The sequence below is a fragment of the Elusimicrobiota bacterium genome, from assembly GCA_026388095.1.
In the GTDB taxonomy this organism is placed as follows: Bacteria; Elusimicrobiota; Elusimicrobia; order UBA1565; family UBA9628; genus UBA9628.
Genome location: JAPLKL010000049.1, coordinates 30241 through 52304, shown reverse-complemented (window position 1 = coordinate 52304; position 22064 = coordinate 30241). Strand labels below are relative to the sequence as shown.

The window sequence follows — 22064 nt, the reverse complement described above, 5'->3', positions numbered from 1 at the left end:
GTCCACCGACAGTTTCAGGGCCTTACGGTTCAGCACAAGGAAATCCTCAAGTACATGGGGCTACCCGTGAGCGTCTACACGGCGCTGGAGATCGGCTGATGGAAATTTCCCCGGCCCTAACAAAATGGGCGAAACAAGCGTCTCAAGGGTTCCCCTCCAATTCCTCTTCGCCTAAAAGAAATCAGAGAGGTCTGCTTTGGTTTGGCCCTCTTGTCTGCTGACGAGATCGGCTTGCCCAGGAACGAGGTCAAGCCGAACTTGAATCTTAATCAAGTACATGCCGTGGTCGCAGCCAGGGAGTGGCTCAAAGCGGCAAGGGAACTGCCTGAGTTCAGCCGGGACGTGAGATCCTTTGGTCCCTTGGCGAGCGATTCCCCGGGGATGAAGTCACTGATGGCCCATTGTTGGGGCGTTGTGGGCATCCGCGTCTTGCTCAAGAAAGCTGATTTCATTGTGCCGCCTCGCCACTTGGCCGGCAAGCCGGCGGGGTTCGACCCCGCCAATTACTATGTGGCTTCGGAGAGATCGAGCACCTTTGATGTCCAATACGACAAGGAACTCCTAACGCAAGAACGTTTCCGCCAGATTCTCGATGAGTCCGGCTCGCCGGACGAGGCGCTGGCCCGACTGAGAAAGGGCGACTATTGAACAATGCACTGTCTAACATTCGCATGAGCCGCCCGCTCAAGCGGTCGGCCCATGCGCCCGGCGGCGGCTCAGCGTTTCGTTAAGGCTTGGTAGAAAGGCAATGACCTCGTTGTGATTCGGGATATGAAGAGGATCCTCACCTGGCTTGGCCGGATTCTCGCAATAGTCACGGCGCTGATCCTGATCCTCGTCGGCATCCGCGCCTACTCAGCCCACCATTTCGTCGCTGATTGGAAAGCGCGCTTTGCCGCCTGCAAAGACGACATCCGCAGCCTACCCGCCGTCGACCTCCAGCAAGGCCTCCCCGGCGAGGCCAAAGCCCCCGAACCAGTCGCCGACGCCAAGCTCGTCACGTTCCGCTTCCCCGACGGCTCCTGGTTCATCGCGGCCGAGCACGACACCCACGACGAAGGCCTCGAATGGGACCGAGCCGTGTTCTACGACAGCCGCGGCGCGCTGCGCGCCACCAACCACCACTTCTGCGGCTGGGAAGGCCTGCTCAGAGAATTGTCCGGCCCTGCCAAAAGGACCCCGACCCTCGACGACTTCTACAAGGAGACCGCTCCCATCTTCTGAGTGGTACAATATAAAGAAGAATCCCGCAGCGAGGACCCAATGGAAGCTGAGACAGACCCAAGGATGAGCAAAGTCGCGGAAGTCACCTTCCTCTTCTGGATCATCAAGATCTTCGCCACAACCCTCGGCGAGACCGCCGGCGACGCGGTCTCCATGTCCATGAACCTCGGTTACGTCGTCGGCACGGCGATCTTCGCCGCCATCTTCCTCATCGCCGTCTTCGCCCAGATCCGCGCCAAACGCTTCCACCCCGTCCTCTACTGGACCACCATCATCGCCACCACCACCGTCGGCACCACCATGGCCGACTTCGCCGACCGCTCGCTGGGCATCGGCTATGCCGGAGGCACCGCCATCCTCTTCCTGCTGCTGATGGCGTCCCTGTCCGTCTGGAAACGCACCCTCGGCTCAGTGTCCGTAGACACCGTCAGCACGCCCAAAGCCGAGCTCTTCTATTGGGTCACCATCATGTTCTCCCAGACCCTCGGCACCGCCCTCGGCGACTGGACCGCCGACACCGCCGGCCTCGGCTACCTCGGCGGCGCCGCGGTCTTCGGTACGCTCCTGGCCGCGGTCGCCGCCGCCTACTACCGCACCAAGATATCCCGCACCGTCCTCTTCTGGGCCGCCTTCATCCTCACCCGGCCCCTCGGCGCCGTGGTCGGCGACCTCCTCGACAAGCCCCACAGCGCCGGGGGCATGGCCTTGAGCCGCTACACCGCCTCGGCCACCCTCCTCCTGTTCATCGGCGCCTGCATCCTCGCCTTCCCGCACAGAGCCGCCAGACAGAGCCACTGACGTTGAATACGCTCGGCGGCTTTGATAACATGTCGGGCCTTGATTTGAATCCGCCTCAACCGGAGGGCATATGCCCAGAGCCAAAGCGCGCCACATCCTCGTGCCCACCCAGGCCGAGTGCGAGACCCTCAAGAAGCAGATCGAAGCCGGCGCTGATTTCGCCGAAGTCGCCAAGAAGCACTCCAAATGCCCCTCGGGCCGGCAAGGCGGGGCTCTGGGAGAGTTCGGCCCCGGTCAGATGGTCGCCGAATTCGACCGCGTCGTGTTCAGCGCCGAGGTCGGCAAGGTCCAAGGCCCGGTCAAGACCCAGTTCGGATACCACCTCATAGAGATTACCAGCCGCACTTAGCGGGCCCGGCGGGCCCTACTTGGCGCGCCTGCGCGTGCCCTGGCTGGCCACCCGGTCGTAGAGCCAGCCCGGCAGGTTCCTCACCACGTACTTCACGGTCGTGGAGAACGGGAACGGGAAATCCACCACCCGGCGGCCCGCCTTGATCCCCGCGATCATCTCCCGCGCCGCGTCCTTCGGCTCCATCAGGAACGGCATGTCCTCGTCGCGCCACTTCGCCGTCATCTCGGTGCGCACGAAGCCCGGGCAGACCGTCACCACCTTGCGGTGCCGGACTTCCGCCACTCCATGACAAAAGGCTGGTGGGCGTATTTGCGAGCTACCACTGGCCCCTTGCCGGCGGGTCAGCGCGGAGCCACCAGCAGGGCATACAGTGTGCCGTCTTTGGACGCATACCAATCGATGGCGACCGTGCCCCAGACAACATCTTGAATTCGTGAGGAGGGGAACGGAGCCATGTCTTCCGTGCTTGTATTCGACGTGCCAAGAACCTTTGCTAATTCTGAGAGCGCCGCATTTTGAGCGGCCGCAAAGAACAGGCCTGGATTGTTCAGATTCTTCACACTCTTAGCGTAACTGGCACTAAAATGGTAGGTCTTGCCGCCATAGGTTTCCGACCAATAGATGCTGGCCGAGCCGGCAGGAATCCTTTGGACCCAGCCCGGCTTCTTGACCTGCTTGGCATCACGCAGGATGGCTTGAACGGCCCGGTTGCCATTTGCCTCTGACCAGCGGCGCTTGGCCTCCTTCATCCGTCGGTCCACATCCTGGACCTTCACCTCCCAGCCGTTTGCCACGAGGGGAAATATGGTCGCAGCACAGAATGCCAACAGCAAACCTCGAATATGAGAGTGGCGGTTCATAGAGTAAAGCGATTCACTTCGCCCGGCGCTTCGTGCCCGGGCTGGCCACCCGGTCGTAGAGCCAGCCCGGCATGTTCCTGACCACGTACTTGACCGCCGTCGAGAAAGGGAACGGGAAATCCACCACCCGGCGGCCCGCCTTGATCCCCGCGATCATCTCCCGCGCCGCGTCCTTCGGCTCCATCAAGAACGGCATGTCCTCGTCGCGCCACTTCGCCGTCATCTCCGTGCGCACGAAGCCCGGACAGACCGTCACCACCCTCACCCCCGTGCCCCGCAGGTCCACGCGCAGGGACTCCAGCAGCGAGATCACCGCCGCCTTGCTCGAGCTGTACGGCGCGGAGCGCGGGATGCCCCGATACCCCGCCACGCTGGCCACGCCCACGATCGTCCCCGCCTTCTCCTTGAGCATGCCCGGCAGGACCGCCTCGATCCAGTTCGCCATCCCGAAGACGTTCACCCCGTAGACCAGCCGGAAATCGTCCGCGCTGAAGCGCTCCTTGGCGTCCGACGACCTCGACACCCCCGCGTTCAGGATCGCCCAGTCCAAGCCCCCGAAGCGCTCCATGATCAGCGCATGATGCCTCTGCACGGCCGCCACGTCCGTCACATCGCCCGCCAAAGCCAGCGCTCCGCCCGCGCCCGCGTCCTTGACCGCCGCGGCCAGTTCGTTCAAGCGGTCCTCGCGCCGCCCGGTCAGAGCCAACAGGAAGCCCTCCTGGGCCAGCTGCATGGCCAATTCCTTCCCCAGGCCCGAAGTCGCGCCCGTGATCAGGACCCGATGGCTCATGCGGACCTCCGGCGCAGGAAATAGACCGGGATGCCCAGCAGCACGATGCCCAGGCCCGGCCAGGTGTAGACCGGCTTGTAGATCAGCAGGTCCAGGCCGATGGCAGCCGCGGCCAACAGGAAGCAGGCCGGCGCCAGAGGATAGCCCCAGGCCTTGTGCGGCCGTAGCGCCTGCGGCCGCTTGACGCGCAGCACGAAGATCCCCGCCACGGTCATGGCGTAGAACAGGATGACCGCGAAGATGACGTAATCGAGCAGGTCCCCGTAAGCCCCGGAGAGGCAGAGCAGCCCGGCCCAGATGCCCTGCAAGACCAAGGCCGCGCCGGGCACCGAGTTCTTGTTCAAGCGGCCGATCCTCTTGAAGAAGAGACCGTGCTTGGCCATCGCGTAATAGACCCGCGCGCCGGAGAGGATCAGCCCGTTGTTGCAGCCGAAGGTCGAGACCATGATGAGCGCGGCCATGAGCACGCCGCCCGGCGCGCCGAAGAGCGCGGAGAGCGCGGCCGTGGCCACCCGGTCCAACGGCGCGCCGCGGATGGCGTCCAAGGGCAAGGCCGCCAGGTACGTCACGTTGGCCAGAAGGTAGAGCAGGGTCACCAAGGACGTGCCCAGGACCAAGGCCAGCGCGATGTCGCGCTCCGGCCGGCGCACCTCCGCGGCCGTGTAGGTGATGTTCTCCCAGGCCGTGGCCGAGAACAGCGAGCCCACCATGGCCACGCCCACCGCAGCCCACAGCTTCAAGCCCGAGAGCGGCTCCGTGGAGACGACCTGGCCGCCTTCCCAGCGCTGCCACCAGGCCTGCCAGGCGTCCTGGAAGTTCGCGGACCACGCCGGACCGTGGCGCAGGGCGTAGAAGACCAGCAGCGACAGCCCGCAGAGCGAGGCGATCTTGGTCACGGTGAAGAGGTTCTGCACCAGCTTGCCCAGCTTGAGGCCGCGCAGGTTCAAGATGGTCAGGAAAGCGATGACCGCGATGGCCAGGAGCTGCGCGGCCGAAATGTGGAACCGCCCCAGCGCGAAGAGGATGTGCTGTTCGGAGAACCACGGGATGAGCACGCCCGTGTATTTGGCGAAAGCCACGGCCACGGCCGCGATGGTCCCGGTCTGGATGACCAAGAAGAGCGTCCAGCCGTAGAGGAACCCGGCCAAGGGCCCGTAGGCTTCCCGGAGGTAGACGTACTGCCCGCCGGCGTGGGGGATCATCCCGGCCAGCTCCCCGTAGCTGACGGCCGCGGTCACCATGAACAGGCCCGTGATGAGCCAGACCATCAGGACCCAGCCCGCGCCGCCCACCGTGCGCGCGATGTCCGCGCTCACGATGAAGACGCCCGAGCCGATCATGGAGCCGGCCACGATCATGGTCGAGTCGAAGAGCCCCAGTTCCCGCTTTAGGCCGTCGCCTGGGGCTTCGTTCATGAGGGCGATATTATCATATCGGGAACAATTCGGAGTCCGGCTCGGAGGACGAGCTTTCATGGACTTGCCCCGGGGCAAGTCGGTGGATAAGTCCTCGACCTGAGCAACTCTGCCCGGGCAGAGTCCGTGGATAACTCGGCGCTGAGCGTTCCGACTCGGCTCTTGCGCGCTTTCAGCGCGCGACTGCGACGCGCGACAGCGCGCCGCAGTCGGGGATATATCCAACCCTGATAATCCGGCATGACTTGTACCGGTTCCGACGAGGAAAAGCGTTTACAGGGCAGGGCCAAATGATAGAATAGGATTAATGGAGCGCATCTACCTCGACAACAACGCGACCACCATCGTCGACCCCATGGTCAAGCAGGCCATGGAGCCCTACTTCTGCGAGAAGTACGGCAATCCCAACTCTTTGCACAGCTTCGGTACCGAGGTCCACCCCGACCTGCGCGTGGCCATGAACCGCCTCTACAAGGGGCTCAACGCCGCCGAGGACGACGACATCCTCATCACCGGCTGCGCCACGGAGAGCAACAACACAGTGCTCAAAGGCGTCTATTTCGACCTCATCAAGAACGGGGAGAAGAACCACATCATCACCACCTCGGTCGAGCACCCCTGCGTGGCCAACACCTGCAAGTTCCTGGAGAGCCAGGGCGTCAAGGTCACCTTCCTGCCCGTCAACAAGGACGCGCGCGTGGAGGCCGAAGACGTGCGCCGCGCCATCACGGAGAAGACCTCCCTGGTCTCGGTCATGTGGGCCAACAACGAGACGGGCATCATCTTCCCCATAAAGGAAATCGCCCGGCTCTGCCGGGCGAAGGGCGTGCTCTTCCACACCGACGCGGTCCAGGCCATAGGCAAGCTCAAGGTGGACGTCCAGGACGCGGGCGTGGACTTCCTCTCCCTGAGCGCCCACAAGTTCCACGGCCCCAAGGGCATCGGCGCCCTCTTCATCCGCAAGGGACTCAAGCTCCCGCCCCTTCTGCACGGCGGCGAGCAGATGTCCGGCAAGCGCGCCGGCACCCTCAACACCGCCGGCATCGTGGGCATGGGTCTGGCGCTGGAGCTCGCCGTGGACAACCTCGGCTTCGAGGACTCCGACGTGCGCCGCCTGCGCGACCGGCTCGAAGACGGCCTCTTGAAGCTCAAGGACGTGCTGGTCATCGGCCGGCGCGAACTGCGCGTGCCCAACACCGTGTTCATCAGCATACGGGGCGTCGAGGGCGAGGCCCTGCTCTGGGACCTCAACAAGAACGGCATCGCCGCCTCCACCGGCTCGGCCTGCGCCTCGGAGAGCCTGGAGGCCAGCCCCATCATCGCCGCCATCGGCGCGGGCTCGGAGCTCTCGCACACCGGCATACGCCTGAGCCTCTCGCGCTTCACCACTGCCGCCGAGATAGACTTCACGATCAAGACCTTCACCGAGGCCGTAGGGCGCCTGCGCGCCATCTCGGCGAGCTACTAGGGGAGAATCTATGGCCAAGAAGGACCTGTTGGGCGGAGCGCTCTGGGAGGCTTACTCCAAGAAGGTCGCGGCCCGCATGGACAACCCCACCAACCGCGGCGAGCTGACCGAGAAGGACGCCAAGAAGCTCGGCGGCAAGCTCGTCGTCGCGGACCACGGTGCCGAGTCCTGCGGCGACGCGGTGCGCCTCTACTGGGTGGTGGACCCCAAGACCAACGTCATCAAGGCCGCGCGCTTCAAGAGCTTCGGCTGCGGCACGGCCATCGCCTCCAGCGACATGATGGCCGAGCTCTGCATGGGCCAGACCGTGGACGCCGCGTCCAAGATCACCAACATCGACGTGGAGAGGGCCCTGCGCGACACGCCCGACGTCCCGGCCGTGCCGCCGCAGAAGATGCACTGCAGCGTCATGGCCTACGACGTCATCAAGAAGGCCGTGGCCCAGTACAAGGGCGTCGACCTCCGCTCCTTGGAGACCGAGACCATCGTGTGCGAGTGCGGCCGGGTGAGCCTGGGCACCATCGTGGATGCCATCCGCCTCAACGACCTCAAGACCGTGGAGGACATAACCCATTACACCAAGGCCGGCGGCTTCTGCAAATCCTGCATCGAGCCCGGCGGCCACGAGAAGCGCCAGCACTACCTGGTGGACATCCTGCGCGACACCCGCGCGGCCATGGAGAAGGCGAAGCTCCACCAGCAGATGGAGACCAAGGACTTCAACTCCATGACCTTGGTGCGCAAGCTCAAGGCCGTGGAGCAGGTCTTCCGCGAGGACCTGCGGCCCATGCTGGCCGCGGACGGCGGGGACGTAGAGCTCGTGGACCTCAAGGAGGAGGGCGGCGTCTGGGAGGTCTTCATCGAGTACAAGGGCGCCTGCATGGGCTGCCCCAGCGCCGGGACCAACACCCTCTCGGCCATCGAATCCCTCCTGAAGCAGAAGCTCGGCGAGAACATCCGGGTCGTCCCCTCTTAACGAGCGCCTGAGCTCCGTTCAGGCGCAGTCTTTAGTCCTATTCTCCACAGGCCCAAAAGTCCCTCGATATCATCCGGACCGGGGGCTATCATCAAAGCATGAGGAGAACAGGCTCGTTCTAGCGGACACCGGTTCCGTTGCCTCCTCCTCATCGTTCGCAAAGGACGCTCCGGCCGTCAGCCCCCCTGGCGGCCGGGGCGTTCAACTCTTATACTAAGGACATGCGTCGCAAACGCCCCTTCCTGGGGGGGCTGGCCGCTTTAGCGGCCGGTCTCCTGCTTTCCTCTAGGCTTTTGGCCGCGGACGCGGTGCGCGTCACTGGCGAAGGCCGCGAAGCCAGCGGCAGCCCCGTGGTCCTGCCCGGGAGTCCCAGCCTGCTGGGCAGCGCGGGCTCCCTCACCGGGAGTCTGGCAGCCCCGTCCTTGACCGGAGGCGTTCTCAGCCGGCCGGCTCCCGAAGTCCGGTCCTCGGGCCAGAGCCCTGCCGTCATCACTCCCAGCGCGCTCATCGCAACGCCAGCCCCAGCCGGCCCGGCAAAGCCGCCCGCCGCAGTCCTGCAGGAGAACACCGCGGATATCCAGGACACGCTCGCGCATCCCGCGGCGGAGGAAAAGGCCTCGGGCGCATCGGCCGCGGTCTTCGACAACCAGAAGCGCCCCCCGGCGACGGCCTCGGAAGGCGTCCCCGCGGTCTTGGCCGAGCCTGCCGAAGCGGGTGGAGACTTGCGGCCGGGGCTCTCCAAGGCCGCGCCCATCGATCATATCGTGCAGGCCGCCGCCGGCCGCAGTTTCAGCGGCGTGGCCATCCACCAGGAGCAAGAAGGCAACCTCACGCTGCGCGACGCCCGCGACTCTTCGGGCAGCGTATTCGAGTACTACCGCCCTGTGGAGATGCGGCCGGACTTGGTCGCGCAGGTCCTGGCCGGCATGAACTGGGTCGAGCGGACCGCCTACCAGTTCCATCGCCTGACCCGCGTGCTGCGTCCCAAGGACGCCTGGAACGTATGGGACGACATGCCTTTGGACTCCAAGCTCAAGTACGTCTCCTTGCTGGACGCGGCCGTGACGCGCGAGCGCGGCAGAGACGAGGTCTGGGACGGCCCGCTATTCCGGCTGCTGCAGCGCTCGCCGCGCGCCCCGCCCTACGTGGCCCAGCATCCGCACCTCGAGGAGCCGCGCCTCTTCCGCGGCGAGCATCCCTTCGCGCGCTATCTGGAGCCCGAGATCGTCACGGACCGCGAGCACCCCGCGGCCACGGCGCGCGAGGCCATCGGCCGGACCAAAGCCATAATAGCGGACACCGGGCATGCCGGGACCCACTACCACGTTTTCCTCAGGGCCGAGCCCGCCGTGCTGCAGGGGCAGATGCCGGCCTTGCAGTCCATGCTCCAGCTCATCAACAACGTGCTCTTCGCCCAGGCCGCGGTCAAGTCCTACGACAACCTCTTTCATCCCTTCCTGCTGCCCTGGCACCAGGGCCGCTCCGAGCGCGTGAACCGGCTGGTCAACGAGGCCCTGCCTTCGGCCAGCCGGCCCGACCACCGCGACTTGGACAACGAGAAATTCGCCTTCGTGGCTTTCCGGTACTGGGGGCTGGAGGACGGCCGCATGGTCGTGTCCTTCGAGCTGCGCGGGGCCAACATCCCCTGGAAGAGCCAGAAGCGGCCGGGGGGAGGACAGTTCGACGCGGACCTGCCCAAGCCCGAGCGCGACTACAGCGAGGTGGAGCGCTACCTGAGCTTCTTGGTCCTCTACGCGGACCGCCTGTCGCGCGGCGCGGCGCCCGGCGTCTCCGAGCCGGCCTTGCGCCTGGACCTGGCCGCGGCCGAGCAGACCATCGCCGAGCGCGCCCGGCAGAAGGGCATGCAACCCGGCGACTACCTGGACCTGGCGGCCTTCTCGCGGCTCATGTTCGCGAATTCCGTCAACCAGCCCCAGGCGGCGGCGGATCGCGCCGGCATGGTCCACCCGTCCTTGCTCCTGCCTTTCGCGGCCGGAGCCTCATTCGGGCCCAACACGCAGTCGCACCTGAGGCACCTGACCGACGTGTTCCTGGAGGAGTCGGCCCGGCTCAAGGCCATGAGCCGCGGCGGCTCGGGCGTGCCCGATGCCGGCCTGCGCAACGTCAAGTACATGTTCTGGGAGGCCTACGGGGGCTGGGCGCGCGGCCTGCTCGGCCAGGACCAAGCGCGGTTCGACGAGCTCTTCCGGTCCTTGTGAGTTCGGGGTCCGGTCCGCTACGCGGACCGGACCTCCAGACGGCGGCGAGCCGCTTCCACGGTGTTGGCCAGCACCACGGCCGTGGTCACCGGCCCCACTCCGCCCGGCACCGGCGTGATGAAGGAGGCGCGCTGCGCCGCGGCCGCGAACTCCACGTCTCCCACCCAGGCCCCGCCGTGGCGGTTCATGCCCGCGTCCAGGACCACAGCGCCGGGCTTTATCCAGCCGCCCTTGATGAAGTTCGCCCGGCCCAGGGCGGCCACCACGATGTCGGCCCGCCGCACGTGCCCGGCCAGGTCCGCGGTCTTGGAGTGGCACAAGGTCACGGTGGCGTCGAGAGCGCTGAGGTAGTGCGCCGCGGGCCGGCCCAGGATCTCGGAGCGGCCCACCACCACGGCCTCCCGGCCCGCCGCAGAGCTGCCGGTCTCTCCGAGCAGGGCGATGACGGCCGCCACCGTGCAGGGGGGGAAGGCTCCGCAGCCCGCGATCTCGGCTGCGGTCTTGGCCAGGAAGAAGCGGCCGTAGTTGACGGGGTTGACCCCCTCCACATCCTTGCCCTGCGGGATGGCGGAGAAGACCAACGCCGGGTCGAAGCCTTTGGGCAGAGGCTGTTCCACGATGATGCCGTCCACCGCGTCATCCGCCCCGAGCCGGGCCAGTATTCCGCCGAGCTCTCCCGGCCCCGCGCCGTCCGGGCAGGGATAGGCTTGGGCCAGGAGTCCGGCCTCGGCCGCGGCCTTGAGCTTGGCGCGCAGATAGGCGCCCGCCGACTCCTCGGAAGTGTGGGTGACGATGGCGAGCTTCGGGGGAGTGCCCCGGGCCTCGCGCACGGCCGCGATGTCCGACTGCAGACCGGCACGGAGGGCCGCCGCCACGGCTTTCCCATCTAGTATTTTGGCGCTCATCTCTTGCTGGACCCCTTCCTTGCGTCCAGGCGCCGCAGGACCTCGGACATGATGGCCAGCTTCGGGACCGGCGTGCCCGCGCGCCGGGCGGCTTTGAGCAGAGGCCCGAAGACGCTTTTGGCTCCGGTCTTGCGGCCTTGGCGCAGAGCGCGCTGCCAAGGATGGCGACGATTCGGGTGCCGGCGGCACCGAGCGGACGCGATGCGCGCGGGGGCTGCGGTCACCCGCAGCCCGGAGCCTGCGGCCGCGGCCGCGGCTTCGTCCGCGACGGCGCGCAGCAACCGCCGCAGAGCCGGGTCGCGGACCAGTCTTCCGTCGGGCACTACGGCCAAGGCGCCCAGGCCGCCCAGCGCGGCCTCGGCGCAGCGGTCGGCCCAGTCTTCGCTATTAGAGGAAGTCCCGACGCGGCTCATGGCCCAGACTCTACAAAAACAAGACCCCCGCCGCCAGAGGCGACGGGGGTCGTTCGAGGGTCGGCGCTCTAGGCGTTGACCATCTTGGCGCGGGAGATATCGCCCTTCTTGTCCAGGTAGTAGAGGTAGCCCTTTTCCTTCTTCAGGCCGACCTTCTGCACCTTCTCGCACTTTCCGCCCTTCTTGCCGCCGCGGGCCATCTTGGCGCGGGAGACATCGCCCTGCTTGTCAATGTAGTAAAGGAAGCCCTGCGCCCGGCTCACGCCGACCTTGGTCACTTTCTCTGCCATTCTGCTTTCCTCCGTTTTCACTCGGCGGGATGACGATTCCGCATCCCTTTGTGGAAGAAATATACCACATCTTCGACGGGGATGCAAGGGATTTCCGACGGAGGAGCCGGTCTGTTACGGGAGTCTTTACTTGTTGGGCTTGAACAGCGGGATCTGCTGTTCCGGCTGCGGGGTGATCAGGCGCTCCCGCAGCCAGGCGTCGACCAGCGGCTTGGAGAATCGGTACTGTCGCCCGATGCGCGAGGCGGGGATCCTCTTCTGGCGGATGAGTCCGTAGATCTTGGAGCGGCCCAGGCCCAGGTACTGGGCCAAGGTCTTGATGTCCATGACCTCCGGGACTTCTCCGAGGAAGGGCTTCCGGGCGGCCTTGCGCTTCTGTTTCATGGGCGATGAGGTTGTTTCGTATTTAATGTACGGAATCTGTCATCTTTTGTCAAGAAGACCGCGTCGCCTCGGCGCCGGCTCGCCGTCAGGGCGAGGCCTCTTCCTGTATCTCGTCGGATTGGGGCCTCTCGATGGAGAAGCAGGCGCTGTTGGGCTTGAAGACTTCGCGGAAAGCCTCGGCTTCGCTCATGGAGTTGAGCAGTTTCTGGAAAAGGACCACGCAGTCGCGGGGGCAGCAGCCCTGCTTGGGGTATTGTTCGCAGAGCCGGGCGCGGGCCACGCAGGCGCTGTAGCTGTCCCCGTTCTCGCCGTTCTCCGAACAGGCCCGGATGCGGTTGATGCAGGAGCGGAAATCCGGCTGCGCCGCGCGCTGGGAAGACTCCTCGGTGATGGTCGTCTCGCCGGTGGGGAGTTCCTCCAGGGCCGAGCCCACCGGGATCTCGACCATGGCGGTAGCGGTGCTGGCGGCGGCCTTCGGCGCGGTCCGGGGTGCGGAAGCCTTCGGGGTCCGTCTCCGCTTGGGCGCGGACGGCGGCGCGGCCTTCGGGGGGGGAGCCTCGACCGCCGTCGGAGCCGTCGGGGAGGAAGCCGCGACCGTCGTCGGGGCCGTCGGGGAGGAAGCCGCGACCGTCGTCGGGGCTGTCGGGGTGGAAGCCTCGACGGCCGGCAGGGCAGACGGCGGGGTCGCGGCCTGCGCCGAGGGCTTGACCTTGCCCTTGGACTTCGCTGAGCCTTTGGTCCGGCCGGCCTTCTCGCAAGCCTTCTGGAGCCCGAGGTGGCAGGCGGTGAGGAAATCCTCTTTCGAGAATTCCGCATCGCCTTGCAACGCATAGGCGCGGCCGCGGTCGAAGAAGGCTTCGGAGAAGCCGGGGTTGAGGGCCGTGGCCTTGTAGAAGTCGCTGATGGCTTCGGAAGCCTGGTCGTGTTCGAGGTAGAGGACCCCGCGTTGGTGCCAGAGGACGGCGTCCTTGGCCTTGAGCTTCAGGGCGCCGGAGAGGTCTTTCAGCGCGGCCTCCCACTCGCCCTTCTTATGGTAGAGGGCGGCGCGCGCGGCCAGGGCCTGGGCTTTCTTGGGCTTGCTGTCCGTGGACTTCCAGAGGTGCAGAGCGTTGGACCAGGCCTGCAGGGCCGCGTCGTCGTCGTGGCGGGCCTCCGCCTTCTGCGCCTTGGCATACCAGGAGGGGAAGGAGTCGGCTTGCGCGGGGCCGGCCAGGAGCCAGCACAGCACGGCCAGCGGCAGGAACCGGGCGCGGCAGGGAAGCGGCATCATCTTCAGCATAACAGGCCCGGGGGCTGGTCGTCAAGCTAGAGATTATTCTTGTAAGGTCTTCATAGATTTGTTATCGTATTTCGGATATGCGCATATACGAAACCGTTCTCATCATGAAACCGGCCCTGTCCGACCCGGAGGTCGCCGAGTGGGTCGAGAAGACCAAACAGGTCATCGCCGGGGAAGGCGGCGAGGTCGTCAACCATGAGATTTGGGGCCGCCGCAAGCTGACCCATCTCATCGGCAAGGCGCGCGAAGGCGTTTACGCCTATCTCAAGTATCGGGCCAACCCCGCGCTGCTCAGGAAGCTCAGCCACAATTTCAGCGTGGCCGGCGATGTCCTGCGCAACATGACCGTGGTCGCGCAGGACCGCAAGTACAAGGTCAAGGAGAAGAAGGCCAAGGCTCCGGCCCAAGCCTCCTAGACCGATGTCCACCGGGGTCCGGCTCCCAGAGATCAATTTCATCGTCCTGGCTGGGCGCGCCACGCGGGACGGCGAGCATTTCGTCACGTCGGCGGGGACCCCGAAGACGACGATCCGCATGGCCGTGAGCCGCCGCTACAAGGACACCAAGTCCGGGGAATGGAAGGACCAGGCTTTTTTCATCGACGTGGTGGTCTGGGGGCAGGCGGCCGAGCGCGCCAAGGATCGCGCCAAGAAGGGCGTGGCCCTGACCGTCGAGGGACGGCTCTCTTCCCGGGACTACGAGGACAACGGCGGACAGAAGCGCACCGTCTTCGAGGTGGTCGCCAACCGCGTCCAATTCCTGAGCCAGCCCGGCGAAGGCGCCGCGGCTGGAGCGCCCGAGAAGTCCCAAGCCGCCGGCGGGACACCCGCCGCAGATGCAGAAATCGAGGAGGCTCCGTTCTAAATGTTCCAGCCTGAACCCGAGAAGACCCCGGCCGCGGCTCCCGCGGCCTCCGCAGTCCAGCAATCCGAGGCGCCCCGTCCCAGCGCGCCCTCCCGCAGGCCCGACACGGGCCGGCGGCGTCCCCCGTTCCCGGTCCGCCGGAAGGTCTGCCGATTCTGCGCCGAGAAGGTGCGCGACATCGACTATAAGCAGATCCAGGTCCTGCGGGCCTTCTTGACCGACACCGGCAAGATCCTTTCCAGCCGCATCACCGGCAACTGCGCCGGGCATCAACGCAGCCTCAGCCGCGCCATCAAGCGGGCGCGCAACCTGGCTCTGCTGCCTTACGTCACTTATTGAGCCGGGAGTGTTTTTAAGAGAGGTCATCTCATGAAGGTCATCCTGCGTTCCACCGTAGAGAACCTCGGCCGCGCCGGGGACATCAAGGACGTCGCCGACGGCTACGGCCGCAACTATCTGCTGCCCAAGCGCCTGGCCGTGGCCGCGACCACGGCCGTGCTCAAGGAATGGGAGAAGTGCAAGGATAAGCGCGCCAAGCTCGTCGCCGCCGACGTCGAGATCGCCAAGGGCTTGGCCGGCAAGCTGACCGGCGTCAAGCTCTCCTTCACCGTGCCCGCCAGCCCCGAAGGCAAGCTCTTCGGGTCCGTGGGCAAATCCGACATCCTCAAGAGCCTCAAGGCCAGCGGCTTCGTGGTCCCCAAGACCGCGGTCCGGCTCGACTCGCCGATCAAGACGGTCGGCGAGCACGAGGTCGAGCTGCGCCTGCAGCCCGAGGTCTCCGCCAAGGTCACGGTCGCCGTCGTCGCGCGGGAGTAGCCGGCGGCCCGGGCTCGCAGCGCCCCTCCCATGGCCAAAGACTCCCCGCAGCTCCCGCCCCAGGCCCTGGAGGCCGAGAGCGCCGTCCTTGGGGCGATGCTCATCGAGCCGGATGCCGTGGAGCGGGCCATGGACATCCTGGGCGAGATGGATTTTTACCAGGAGTCGCACCGGACCGTGTTCCGGGTCATGGCGGAGCTCGCCAGCCGCTCGGCCGCGGTCGACGTGGTCACGGTCAGCGAAGAGCTGCGCAAGCTCAAGAGGCTCGACGAGCTCGGCGGAATGGCTTTCCTCGCCGAGCTCCAGCACCGGGTCGCCACCGCCGCCCACGTCGAGCACTACGCCCGCATGGTCAAGGAGAAGGCCATCCTGCGCGAGCTCATCAAGGCGTCTACGAACATCGTGGCCGCCTGTTATAAGGAAGATAAGCCGGCGGCGGAGCTCCTCGACGACGCCGAGACCAGCGTCCTGCGCGTGGCCCAGAGCCAGTCCCAGCGCGACATCGTCGAGGCCAAGGACTTGGCCCACGAGGTGCTCGACCAGATCGAGGCCGCCCACAAGGCCAAGAACGCGGTCACGGGCGTGCCTTCGGGGCTGCGGCTGCTGGACAAGAAGACCGCGGGCTTCCAGAAGTCCGACCTCATCCTCATCGCGGCGCGGCCCAGCCAGGGCAAGACCGCCCTGGCCCTCAACATCGCCGCGCACGTGGTCATGGAGGTCAAGAAGCCGGTCCTGCTGTTCTCGCTGGAGATGTCCCGGCACGCCATCATGCAGAGGCTCATCGCCTCCGAGGCCCGGGTCAACCTCATGGACATCCGCACCGGCTTCTTCCAGCACAAGCATTGGACCCAGCTCACCAACGCGACCGCGCGCCTCTCCGAGTCGCCCCTGCACGTGGTCGACATGCCCAACCTCTCGGTCCTGGGGGCCCGGTCCATCTCGCGGCAGCTCGCTGCCAGGCTCAGGCGCGAAGGCCGGGAGCTCGCGCTGATCATCATCGACTACCTGCAGCTCATGCGCGGGGGGGCGCGCTCGGAGAGCCGCCAGCAGGAGGTCTCGGAGATCTCCCGGGGCCTGAAGTTCCTGGCCCGGGACCTCAACGTGCCGGTCATCGCCCTCTCCCAGCTCTCGCGGCGCTCCGAGGACAAAGGGCGAACCGACAACAAGCCGGTGCTCTCGGACCTGCGCGAGAGCGGCGCCCTGGAGCAGGACGCGGACCTGGTCGCCTTCATCCACCGCGAATCCTATTACAAGCGCAACGACCCGACCTTGGAAGGCAAGGCCCTGATCATCATCGCCAAGCAGCGGCAGGGCCCGGTCGGGGACGTCGATGTCGCCTTCAACATGAACATCACCCGTTTCGACAACGCCGCGCTCGACGATGCGCCGGCCGGCCCCTCGGCCTCCGAGGTCGAAGACACGCAGACCACATTCTCCGATTGAGATGACCAACACGAGGCGGTTCTTCCGGCCCACCTGGGCGGAAGTCCACCTCGGCGCCCTCCGGGAGAACCTCCGGCGCTTCCGCCGCCGCATGCCGCGCTCCACCAAGATCCTGTTCGTGGTCAAGGGCGACGCCTACGGCCACGGCGCCGCGGCGTGCGCCCAAGCCGCGCAGAAAGCCAGGGCCGCCGACTGGCTGGGCGTCTCCTCGGTCGAGGAGGGGGTGGCCCTCCGCGAGGCCGGCATCCGCCTGCCCGTCCTGGTACTGGGCAGCCTCTACCCCTTCGAGAGCTTCCTCGCCGCGGCCGAATTCGGGCTGACCCCCACCGTGGCGAGCCTCGACTCCGCCCGCAGGCTGGCGGAGGTGGCCCGGCGGCTGGGCCGCAAGGTCTCCTGCCACCTCAAGATCGAGACCGGCATGGGACGCATCGGCATGAGCCCGGCCGCCGCGGTCGCCACCGCCGGTTATCTGGCCGAGCACCGGCTCGTAGACGTCGCCGGAGCCTACACGCATTTTTCCTGCGCGGAGACGGACCGGGCATTCACCGGGGAGCAATTGCGGCGCTTCCGCCGGGCGCTGCGCGACTTGTCCCGCTCCGGGGTCTCGCCGCGCCTGCGCCACGCCGCCAATTCGGCCGCGGCCCTGCGCTACCCCTCCACCCGGCTGGACCTGGTGCGCCCCGGGCTGGCGATCTACGGGCTCTATCCGGGATTCCAGCCGGTCCTGAGCCTCAAGAGCAAGGTGGTATTCCTGAAGACCGTGCCCCGCGGGGCGGCCGTGGGCTACGGAGCGACCTTCCGTGCCCGGCGGCCGACCCGGGTCGCCACGGTGCCCATCGGCTACGCGGACGGCTACTCCCGGCGACTTTCCAACCGGGGCGGCGCCTTGCTGGGCGGCCGGCGCTGTCCCATCATCGGCAACATCTCTATGGACATGCTCATGCTCGACGCGACCGCTGTGCCGGGGGCCCGGGTAGGCGACGACGTGGTCCTGATCGGCCGCCAGGGCGCAGAGGTGATCTCGGCCGCCGAGACCGCGACGACCGCGGGCACCATCCCCTACGAGACGACGACCGCGCTCACCGGCCGGGTGCCGAGGGCCTACCTGCCGTCATGAGGGATGTCTTGATGAAGGCGGCGTTCGTCGAGGATTTCGGCCGCGAGGCCATGGCCGTCTCCGAGTCGATGGGGCGCTTCACCTTCCTGGTGCGCTCCACGGCGGCCTGGATGCTGCGCGCCCCCATCGAGTGGCGGCAAGTCCTCAACCAGATGCTGCGCATCGGGGTGGAGTCCCTGCCGGTGACGACCATGACCACCTTCTTCACGGGCATGGTGCTGGCCCTGCAGACCGGAGCCTCCTCCAAGCATTTCTTCAATGAGCCCCTCTTCGTGGGCACGGTGGTCTCGTTCGCCATGGTCATGGAGCTGGCCCCGGTCATGACGGCCCTGGTGGTGTCCGGCCGCGCGGGCGCCGCCATCGCCGCCGAGTTGGGGACCATGAAGGTGACCGAGCAGATCGACGCCCTCTACACCTTGGGCACGGACCCGGTCCGCTACCTGGTCATCCCTCGGGTCATGGCCTTCCTCATGGTCCTGCCTATCCTGACGGTCGTCGCGGATTTCAGCGGGTGCTTCGGCGGCTGGGTGGTCGCCTACGTCAAGCTCGGCATACCCACCAGCGTCTACACCTCGGACATCTTCGACAACATGGAGATCCGTCACTTCATGCACGGCTTCCTGAAGACTTTCGTCTTCGCGGGCATCATCTCCTTCATCTCCTGCTTCAAGGGCATCACCACCACCGGGGGCGCCGAAGGGGTGGGCAAGTCCACCACCGCGGCCGTGGTGCTGAGCATGGCCTCGGTCCTGATCATCGACTATTTCGTCACCGCCATCCTGTCGGCCGTGGGCATCACATGATCGACGCCCGGGGGGTCCACAAGAGCTATCCGGGCCGGCCGGTCCTGCGCGGCGTGGACCTGACGGTCCAGGACGGCGAGACGCTGGCCATCATCGGCGGGTCCGGCTGCGGCAAAAGCACCTTCCTCAAGTGCGTCATCGGGCTGGTGCGGCCGGACGCCGGCTCCATCAAGGTCGACGGCACGGACATCACGAAGCTGACTCGTGAGTCCGAAGTGGCCACGTACCGGCGCCGCTTCGGCTACCTCTTTCAGGAGGCGGCGCTCTTCGACTCCCTATCGGTATGGGAGAACGTGACCTTCGGCCTGCGCTACCTCACCAAGATCCCGGCCTCCCGCTACCGGGAAATCGCCAAGGACAAGCTGGCTTTGGTGGGATTGCAGGACGTGGAGGACATGAGGCCCTCGGAGCTTTCCGGCGGCATGAAAAAGCGGGTGGCGCTGGCCCGGGCCATCGCGGCGGAGCCTACCTATATTTTGTATGATGAGCCCACGACGGGCCTGGACCCGATCATGTCGGACGTGATCAATGACTTGATCCTGGACCTTCAGAAGGCGCTCAAGACTACGGCCATCGTCGTCACTCACGACATGAAGTCGGCCTATAAGGTCGCCAGCCGCATCGCCATGATCCACGAAGGCCGCGTCATGGCCTCGGACCGTCCTGAGGTCATCAAGACCACCGACGACCCCTATGTCCGGCAGTTCGTAGACGGGCTCAGCCAGGGCCCCATCAAGATGAAGCTCAAGGACTTCGAGCCGGAGACGGCCGAGGCCGGCAAGGTTGGCGCGCGATGAGCCTGGAAGCCAAGGTCGGCGCCTTCGTCCTGGGCGGGCTCATCCTACTGGGTACGGCCATCTTCCTGCTGGGCGACTTCAGCATGGAGCCGCGCTACAGTATCAGCGTCACCTTCCACGACGTGGGCAACCTGAGCAAGGACGCCCCGGTCAAACTCTCCGGCGTGGAGGTGGGCAAGGTCAAGGGCCTGGTCCTGGAGCACGGCCTGGCCAAGGCCGTCTGCCAGATCCGCAAGGGCGTGGACATCTACAAGGGCGCGCATTTCACGGTCGCCTCCACCGGCATCATCGGCTCCAAGTACCTGGCCGTCGAGCAGGGGAACCTCTCCCAAGGGCTCATCGAGGCGGGCGCCACTTTGCAGGGCGATGACCCGGTCATGCTGGAGAAAGCCATGACCAAGGCCCTGGGCAGCCTGGAGACCATGCTGGGAGAGCTCACCGCCAAGGGCCCGCGCGGCTCGCTCACCGAGAACCTGCGCGAGACGGTGGCCAACGTGCGGGAGCTGACCGCGAACCTTAACGACCTCATCGAGACCACCAAGCCCGGCCTGGAAAAGGCCATCGACCGCACCGACGCCATCACCGCCAAGCTCGACGACCTCCTGGCCAAGAGCAACACGATGATGGCCAGCCTCTCCACCGACAAGGGCGCCATCGGCGCGCTCCTGCACGACCCCCAAGTCAAGGAAGACGTCAAGATCACCATTACCTCGGTCAAGGACGCCGCCTCCACGGCCAAGGATGTGTTCGGCCGCATCACCCAGTTCCACACCTGGTGGAACCTGGACTGGCGCTACGACGCCTTGATCCGGACCTCGCATGCGGACGTGGGACTCAAGATCTCCCCGCGCCCGGGCCGCTACTACTACATCGGCGGCGCGAACCTCGCCAACGTCAACGACTCGACCCGGCGCGGCATCGACTACGCGCCGCCCAACCGCGTCGACGGGCTGCTGGGCTTCGAGGGCCAGGTCCTCGGGAAGGGGCCCTACGTGGACGTCGCGGTGGGCGCCATCCGCTCCTCCGGCGGCGCGCGCCTGACCGTCACGCCCTTCTACAGGAAGCCCGTCGGCAATGAGGATCCCTTCGGCAACCGGTTCAGCGTCATGGCTCAGGGCTATGAATTCGGCCGCAACCGCCAATACAAAGGACACCAGTTCTCGCACCCGGAGTTCGATTTCGGCCTGCTCGCCCGCCTGACCAAGTGGCTGGGCATCGGCGCCCGGGTGGAGGACGTGCAGGAGGTCCCGCGCTTCCACACCTGGGCCAACGTCATGTGGGAGGACCAGGACGTCGCCTACCTCTTCGGCTTGGCCACCTTCGGCGCCGCGACCACGAAGGGCCGGTCCAAGAGCAAGTGATGGCCCGCCTCAAGACCCTCTATCGCTGCCAAGAGTGCGGCTACTCCGCGCCCAAGCCCATGGGCCAGTGCCCTGACTGCGCGGCCTGGAACACCATGATCGAGGAGGTCGTGGAGGCCCGGCCGACCGCTCTCGCGGGTGCCGCGCAGCGGCGCCTGACCGAGTTCTCATCGGAGGTCGTGGCTCTCAAAGACGCCCCCTCCGACCTGGAGGCGCGCACCGGGACCGGCATCGGGGAGTTCGACCGGCTCCTGGGCGGCGGCGTGGTCCCTGGGCAGGTTACGCTGTTGGCGGGTCCTCCCGGGATCGGCAAGTCCACTTTGATGCTGCAGGCCGCGGGCCGTTTCGCCGCGGCCCGGCCCCAAGAGCCCATCCTCTACGTCTCCGGCGAGGAATCCCTGCGCCAGGTCTCGGCCCGGGCCAAGCGCCTGGCCGTGCGGAGCGACTCCATCCACCTGCTGGCCGAGACCGACCTGGGCAAGATCCTCGCTGTGGTGGCCAAGGTCAAGCCCTGGCTCATCGTGCTCGACTCCGTGCAGACCGTCTTCCACCCGGAGCTCACCTCCAGCCCGGGCACCGTGGCCCAGGTGCGCGAATGCGCGGCCGAACTGCTGCGCGCGGCCAAGTCCACGGATGCGGTGGTCTTCCTCCTCGGGCACGTCACCAAGGAGGGTTCGCTGGCCGGCCCCAAGGTCCTGGAGCACATCGTGGACACCGTCCTCTATTTCGACACCGAGCGCCACGACCTCTTGCGCGTGCTGCGGGCCCAGAAGAACCGCTTCGGCCCCACCGACGAGCTCGGGCTCTTCGAGATGGGAGAGAAGGGCCTCTCCGAGGTGGGAGACGCCTCCCGCTTCTTCCTGGCGGACCGCGACGGCCGGCCTTTGCCGGGACGCGTCGCCTCCGTCACCCTGGAGGGCTCGCGGCCCATGCTCGTGGAGGTGCAGGCCTTGGTCGTGCATACGAAATACCCTTTGCCCCGCCGCATGGCCACGGGCCTGGACTTGAACCGAGTCCTGGTGCTGCTGGCGGCCATGGAGAAGCATCTGCGCCTGCGGCTCGAGGACCGCGACGTGTTCGTGAGCCTGGCCGGCGGGCTGCGCATCAAGGACCCGGCCGTGGACCTGGCCGCGTGCCTGGCCGTGGTCAGCTCCTCCCGCGAGGTCCCTATCCCGACGGATTGGGTGATGCTGGGCGAGGTCGGGCTCTTGGGAGACGTGGGGCGCGTGCCGTACCTGGAGGCGCGCCTGAAGGAGGCGGCCAAGGCCGGCTTCAAGCGGGCTTTGGTCCCGGCGCGCGGCCTCCAGGAACTCTGCCGCAAGCCGGGTATCGAACTCGTGGGCGTGGCGGACCTGCAAGCGGCCGCCGAAGTGCTGTCGGGCAGTCATAAGCCGTCTAAATCCTAGCCGCAGCCGAGCCGTTCTGGACCTGCCGGGACTCATCTTAATAACCTTAATGCCCGGCAGGGGCACGGCGAAGCCGCGGTGGCA

General features: G+C 66.5%; 26 protein-coding genes. 17 read left to right on the top strand and 9 right to left on the bottom strand.

Annotated features, from left to right (window positions below):
• The first annotated feature begins 231 nt into the window (after positions 1-231).
• From NTY77_13010 to NTY77_12995, 4 genes are all read left to right on the top strand, one after another.
• Positions 232-648, top strand: a complete 417-nt coding sequence (locus tag NTY77_13010; GenBank protein MCX5796405.1) for a hypothetical protein — start codon at positions 232-234, stop codon at positions 646-648.
• Positions 649-771: 123 nt separating this feature from the next.
• On the top strand, positions 772-1224 hold the full coding sequence (locus NTY77_13005) for a hypothetical protein (GenBank protein ID MCX5796404.1): 453 nt from the start codon (positions 772-774) through the stop codon (positions 1222-1224).
• A 39-nt stretch (positions 1225-1263) separates the two neighbouring features.
• A complete protein-coding gene (locus tag NTY77_13000; GenBank protein MCX5796403.1) occupies positions 1264-2022 on the top strand; it encodes a hypothetical protein in 759 nt (252 codons plus the stop codon).
• Between the two features lie 70 nt (positions 2023-2092).
• Entirely contained in the window at positions 2093-2371 is a 279-nt protein-coding gene (locus NTY77_12995; protein MCX5796402.1) for a peptidylprolyl isomerase, read from the top strand.
• A gap of 15 nt (positions 2372-2386) precedes the next feature.
• Here NTY77_12995 and NTY77_12990 read toward each other — a convergent pair whose 3' ends face one another.
• Genes NTY77_12990 through NTY77_12975 form a run of 4 tightly spaced genes read right to left on the bottom strand, consistent with a single transcriptional unit; the run spans position 2387 to position 5439 of the window.
• Positions 2387-2656: a hypothetical protein gene (locus NTY77_12990; protein ID MCX5796401.1), complete on the bottom strand. Its 270-nt coding sequence runs from the start codon at positions 2654-2656 to the stop codon at positions 2387-2389.
• A gap of 59 nt (positions 2657-2715) precedes the next feature.
• Positions 2716-3234, bottom strand: a complete 519-nt coding sequence (locus tag NTY77_12985; protein ID MCX5796400.1) for a hypothetical protein — start codon at positions 3232-3234, stop codon at positions 2716-2718.
• 13 nt (positions 3235-3247) lie between these two features.
• Positions 3248-4024, bottom strand: a complete 777-nt coding sequence (locus tag NTY77_12980; GenBank protein ID MCX5796399.1) for an SDR family NAD(P)-dependent oxidoreductase — start codon at positions 4022-4024, stop codon at positions 3248-3250.
• The gene (locus NTY77_12975) at positions 4021-5439 is read right to left on the bottom strand and encodes an amino acid permease (GenBank protein MCX5796398.1); all 1419 of its coding nucleotides are present in this window, start codon (positions 5437-5439) and stop codon (positions 4021-4023) included. The genes NTY77_12980 and NTY77_12975 overlap by 4 nt, the downstream gene beginning before the upstream one ends.
• A 307-nt stretch (positions 5440-5746) precedes the next feature.
• Here NTY77_12975 and NTY77_12970 point away from each other — a divergent pair, with 307 nt between their 5' ends.
• The 3 genes from NTY77_12970 (at position 5747) to NTY77_12960 (ending at position 10102) form a co-directional block, all read left to right on the top strand.
• Entirely contained in the window at positions 5747-6907 is a 1161-nt protein-coding gene (locus tag NTY77_12970; protein MCX5796397.1) for a NifS family cysteine desulfurase, read from the top strand.
• A 10-nt stretch (positions 6908-6917) separates the two neighbouring features.
• Positions 6918-7883, top strand: a complete 966-nt coding sequence (locus tag NTY77_12965) for an iron-sulfur cluster assembly scaffold protein (protein MCX5796396.1) — start codon at positions 6918-6920, stop codon at positions 7881-7883.
• A 221-nt stretch (positions 7884-8104) separates the two neighbouring features.
• Positions 8105-10102, top strand: coding sequence for a hypothetical protein (locus tag NTY77_12960; GenBank protein MCX5796395.1), 1998 nt, complete (start codon positions 8105-8107; stop codon positions 10100-10102).
• Positions 10103-10119: 17 nt separating this feature from the next.
• Here NTY77_12960 and NTY77_12955 read toward each other — a convergent pair whose 3' ends face one another.
• From NTY77_12955 to NTY77_12935, 5 genes are all read right to left on the bottom strand, one after another.
• A complete protein-coding gene (locus NTY77_12955; protein MCX5796394.1) occupies positions 10120-11007 on the bottom strand; it encodes a bifunctional 5,10-methylenetetrahydrofolate dehydrogenase/5,10-methenyltetrahydrofolate cyclohydrolase in 888 nt (295 codons plus the stop codon).
• Positions 11004-11420, bottom strand: coding sequence for a hypothetical protein (locus tag NTY77_12950; protein MCX5796393.1), 417 nt, complete (start codon positions 11418-11420; stop codon positions 11004-11006). The genes NTY77_12955 and NTY77_12950 overlap by 4 nt, the downstream gene beginning before the upstream one ends.
• Before the next feature lie 68 nt (positions 11421-11488).
• Entirely contained in the window at positions 11489-11710 is a 222-nt protein-coding gene (locus NTY77_12945; protein ID MCX5796392.1) for a hypothetical protein, read from the bottom strand.
• Between the two features lie 126 nt (positions 11711-11836).
• Positions 11837-12094 carry a helix-turn-helix domain-containing protein gene (locus NTY77_12940; GenBank protein ID MCX5796391.1) on the bottom strand — a complete coding sequence of 86 codons (258 nt, stop codon included), beginning with the start codon at positions 12092-12094 and terminating at the stop codon, positions 11837-11839.
• Between the two features lie 85 nt (positions 12095-12179).
• Positions 12180-13361 carry a hypothetical protein gene (locus NTY77_12935; GenBank protein MCX5796390.1) on the bottom strand — a complete coding sequence of 394 codons (1182 nt, stop codon included), beginning with the start codon at positions 13359-13361 and terminating at the stop codon, positions 12180-12182.
• 89 nt (positions 13362-13450) lie between these two features.
• Here NTY77_12935 and rpsF point away from each other — a divergent pair, with 89 nt between their 5' ends.
• Genes rpsF through radA form a run of 10 tightly spaced genes read left to right on the top strand, consistent with a single transcriptional unit; the run spans position 13451 to position 21980 of the window.
• The gene (gene rpsF, locus NTY77_12930) at positions 13451-13789 is read left to right on the top strand and encodes a 30S ribosomal protein S6 (protein ID MCX5796389.1); all 339 of its coding nucleotides are present in this window, start codon (positions 13451-13453) and stop codon (positions 13787-13789) included.
• Positions 13790-13793: 4 nt separating this feature from the next.
• Positions 13794-14237: a single-stranded DNA-binding protein gene (locus NTY77_12925; protein ID MCX5796388.1), complete on the top strand. Its 444-nt coding sequence runs from the start codon at positions 13794-13796 to the stop codon at positions 14235-14237.
• Positions 14238-14576: a 30S ribosomal protein S18 gene (rpsR, locus tag NTY77_12920; GenBank protein MCX5796387.1), complete on the top strand. Its 339-nt coding sequence runs from the start codon at positions 14238-14240 to the stop codon at positions 14574-14576.
• Positions 14577-14606: 30 nt separating this feature from the next.
• Positions 14607-15053, top strand: coding sequence for a 50S ribosomal protein L9 (rplI, locus tag NTY77_12915; protein MCX5796386.1), 447 nt, complete (start codon positions 14607-14609; stop codon positions 15051-15053).
• A 30-nt stretch (positions 15054-15083) separates the two neighbouring features.
• Entirely contained in the window at positions 15084-16496 is a 1413-nt protein-coding gene (gene dnaB / locus NTY77_12910; protein ID MCX5796385.1) for a replicative DNA helicase, read from the top strand.
• Between the two features lies 1 nt (position 16497).
• Complete coding sequence (gene alr, locus NTY77_12905) at positions 16498-17613, top strand: alanine racemase (GenBank protein ID MCX5796384.1); 1116 nt, start codon at positions 16498-16500, stop codon at positions 17611-17613.
• Positions 17614-17624: 11 nt separating this feature from the next.
• Positions 17625-18416 carry an ABC transporter permease gene (locus NTY77_12900; GenBank protein MCX5796383.1) on the top strand — a complete coding sequence of 264 codons (792 nt, stop codon included), beginning with the start codon at positions 17625-17627 and terminating at the stop codon, positions 18414-18416.
• Entirely contained in the window at positions 18413-19213 is an 801-nt protein-coding gene (locus tag NTY77_12895; GenBank protein ID MCX5796382.1) for an ABC transporter ATP-binding protein, read from the top strand. Before NTY77_12900 ends, NTY77_12895 begins: the two co-directional genes overlap by 4 nt.
• A complete protein-coding gene (locus NTY77_12890) occupies positions 19210-20574 on the top strand; it encodes an MlaD family protein (GenBank protein MCX5796381.1) in 1365 nt (454 codons plus the stop codon). Before NTY77_12895 ends, NTY77_12890 begins: the two co-directional genes overlap by 4 nt.
• Complete coding sequence (radA, locus tag NTY77_12885) at positions 20574-21980, top strand: DNA repair protein RadA (GenBank protein ID MCX5796380.1); 1407 nt, start codon at positions 20574-20576, stop codon at positions 21978-21980. Before NTY77_12890 ends, radA begins: the two co-directional genes overlap by 1 nt.
• Positions 21981-22064: the final 84 nt, after the last annotated feature.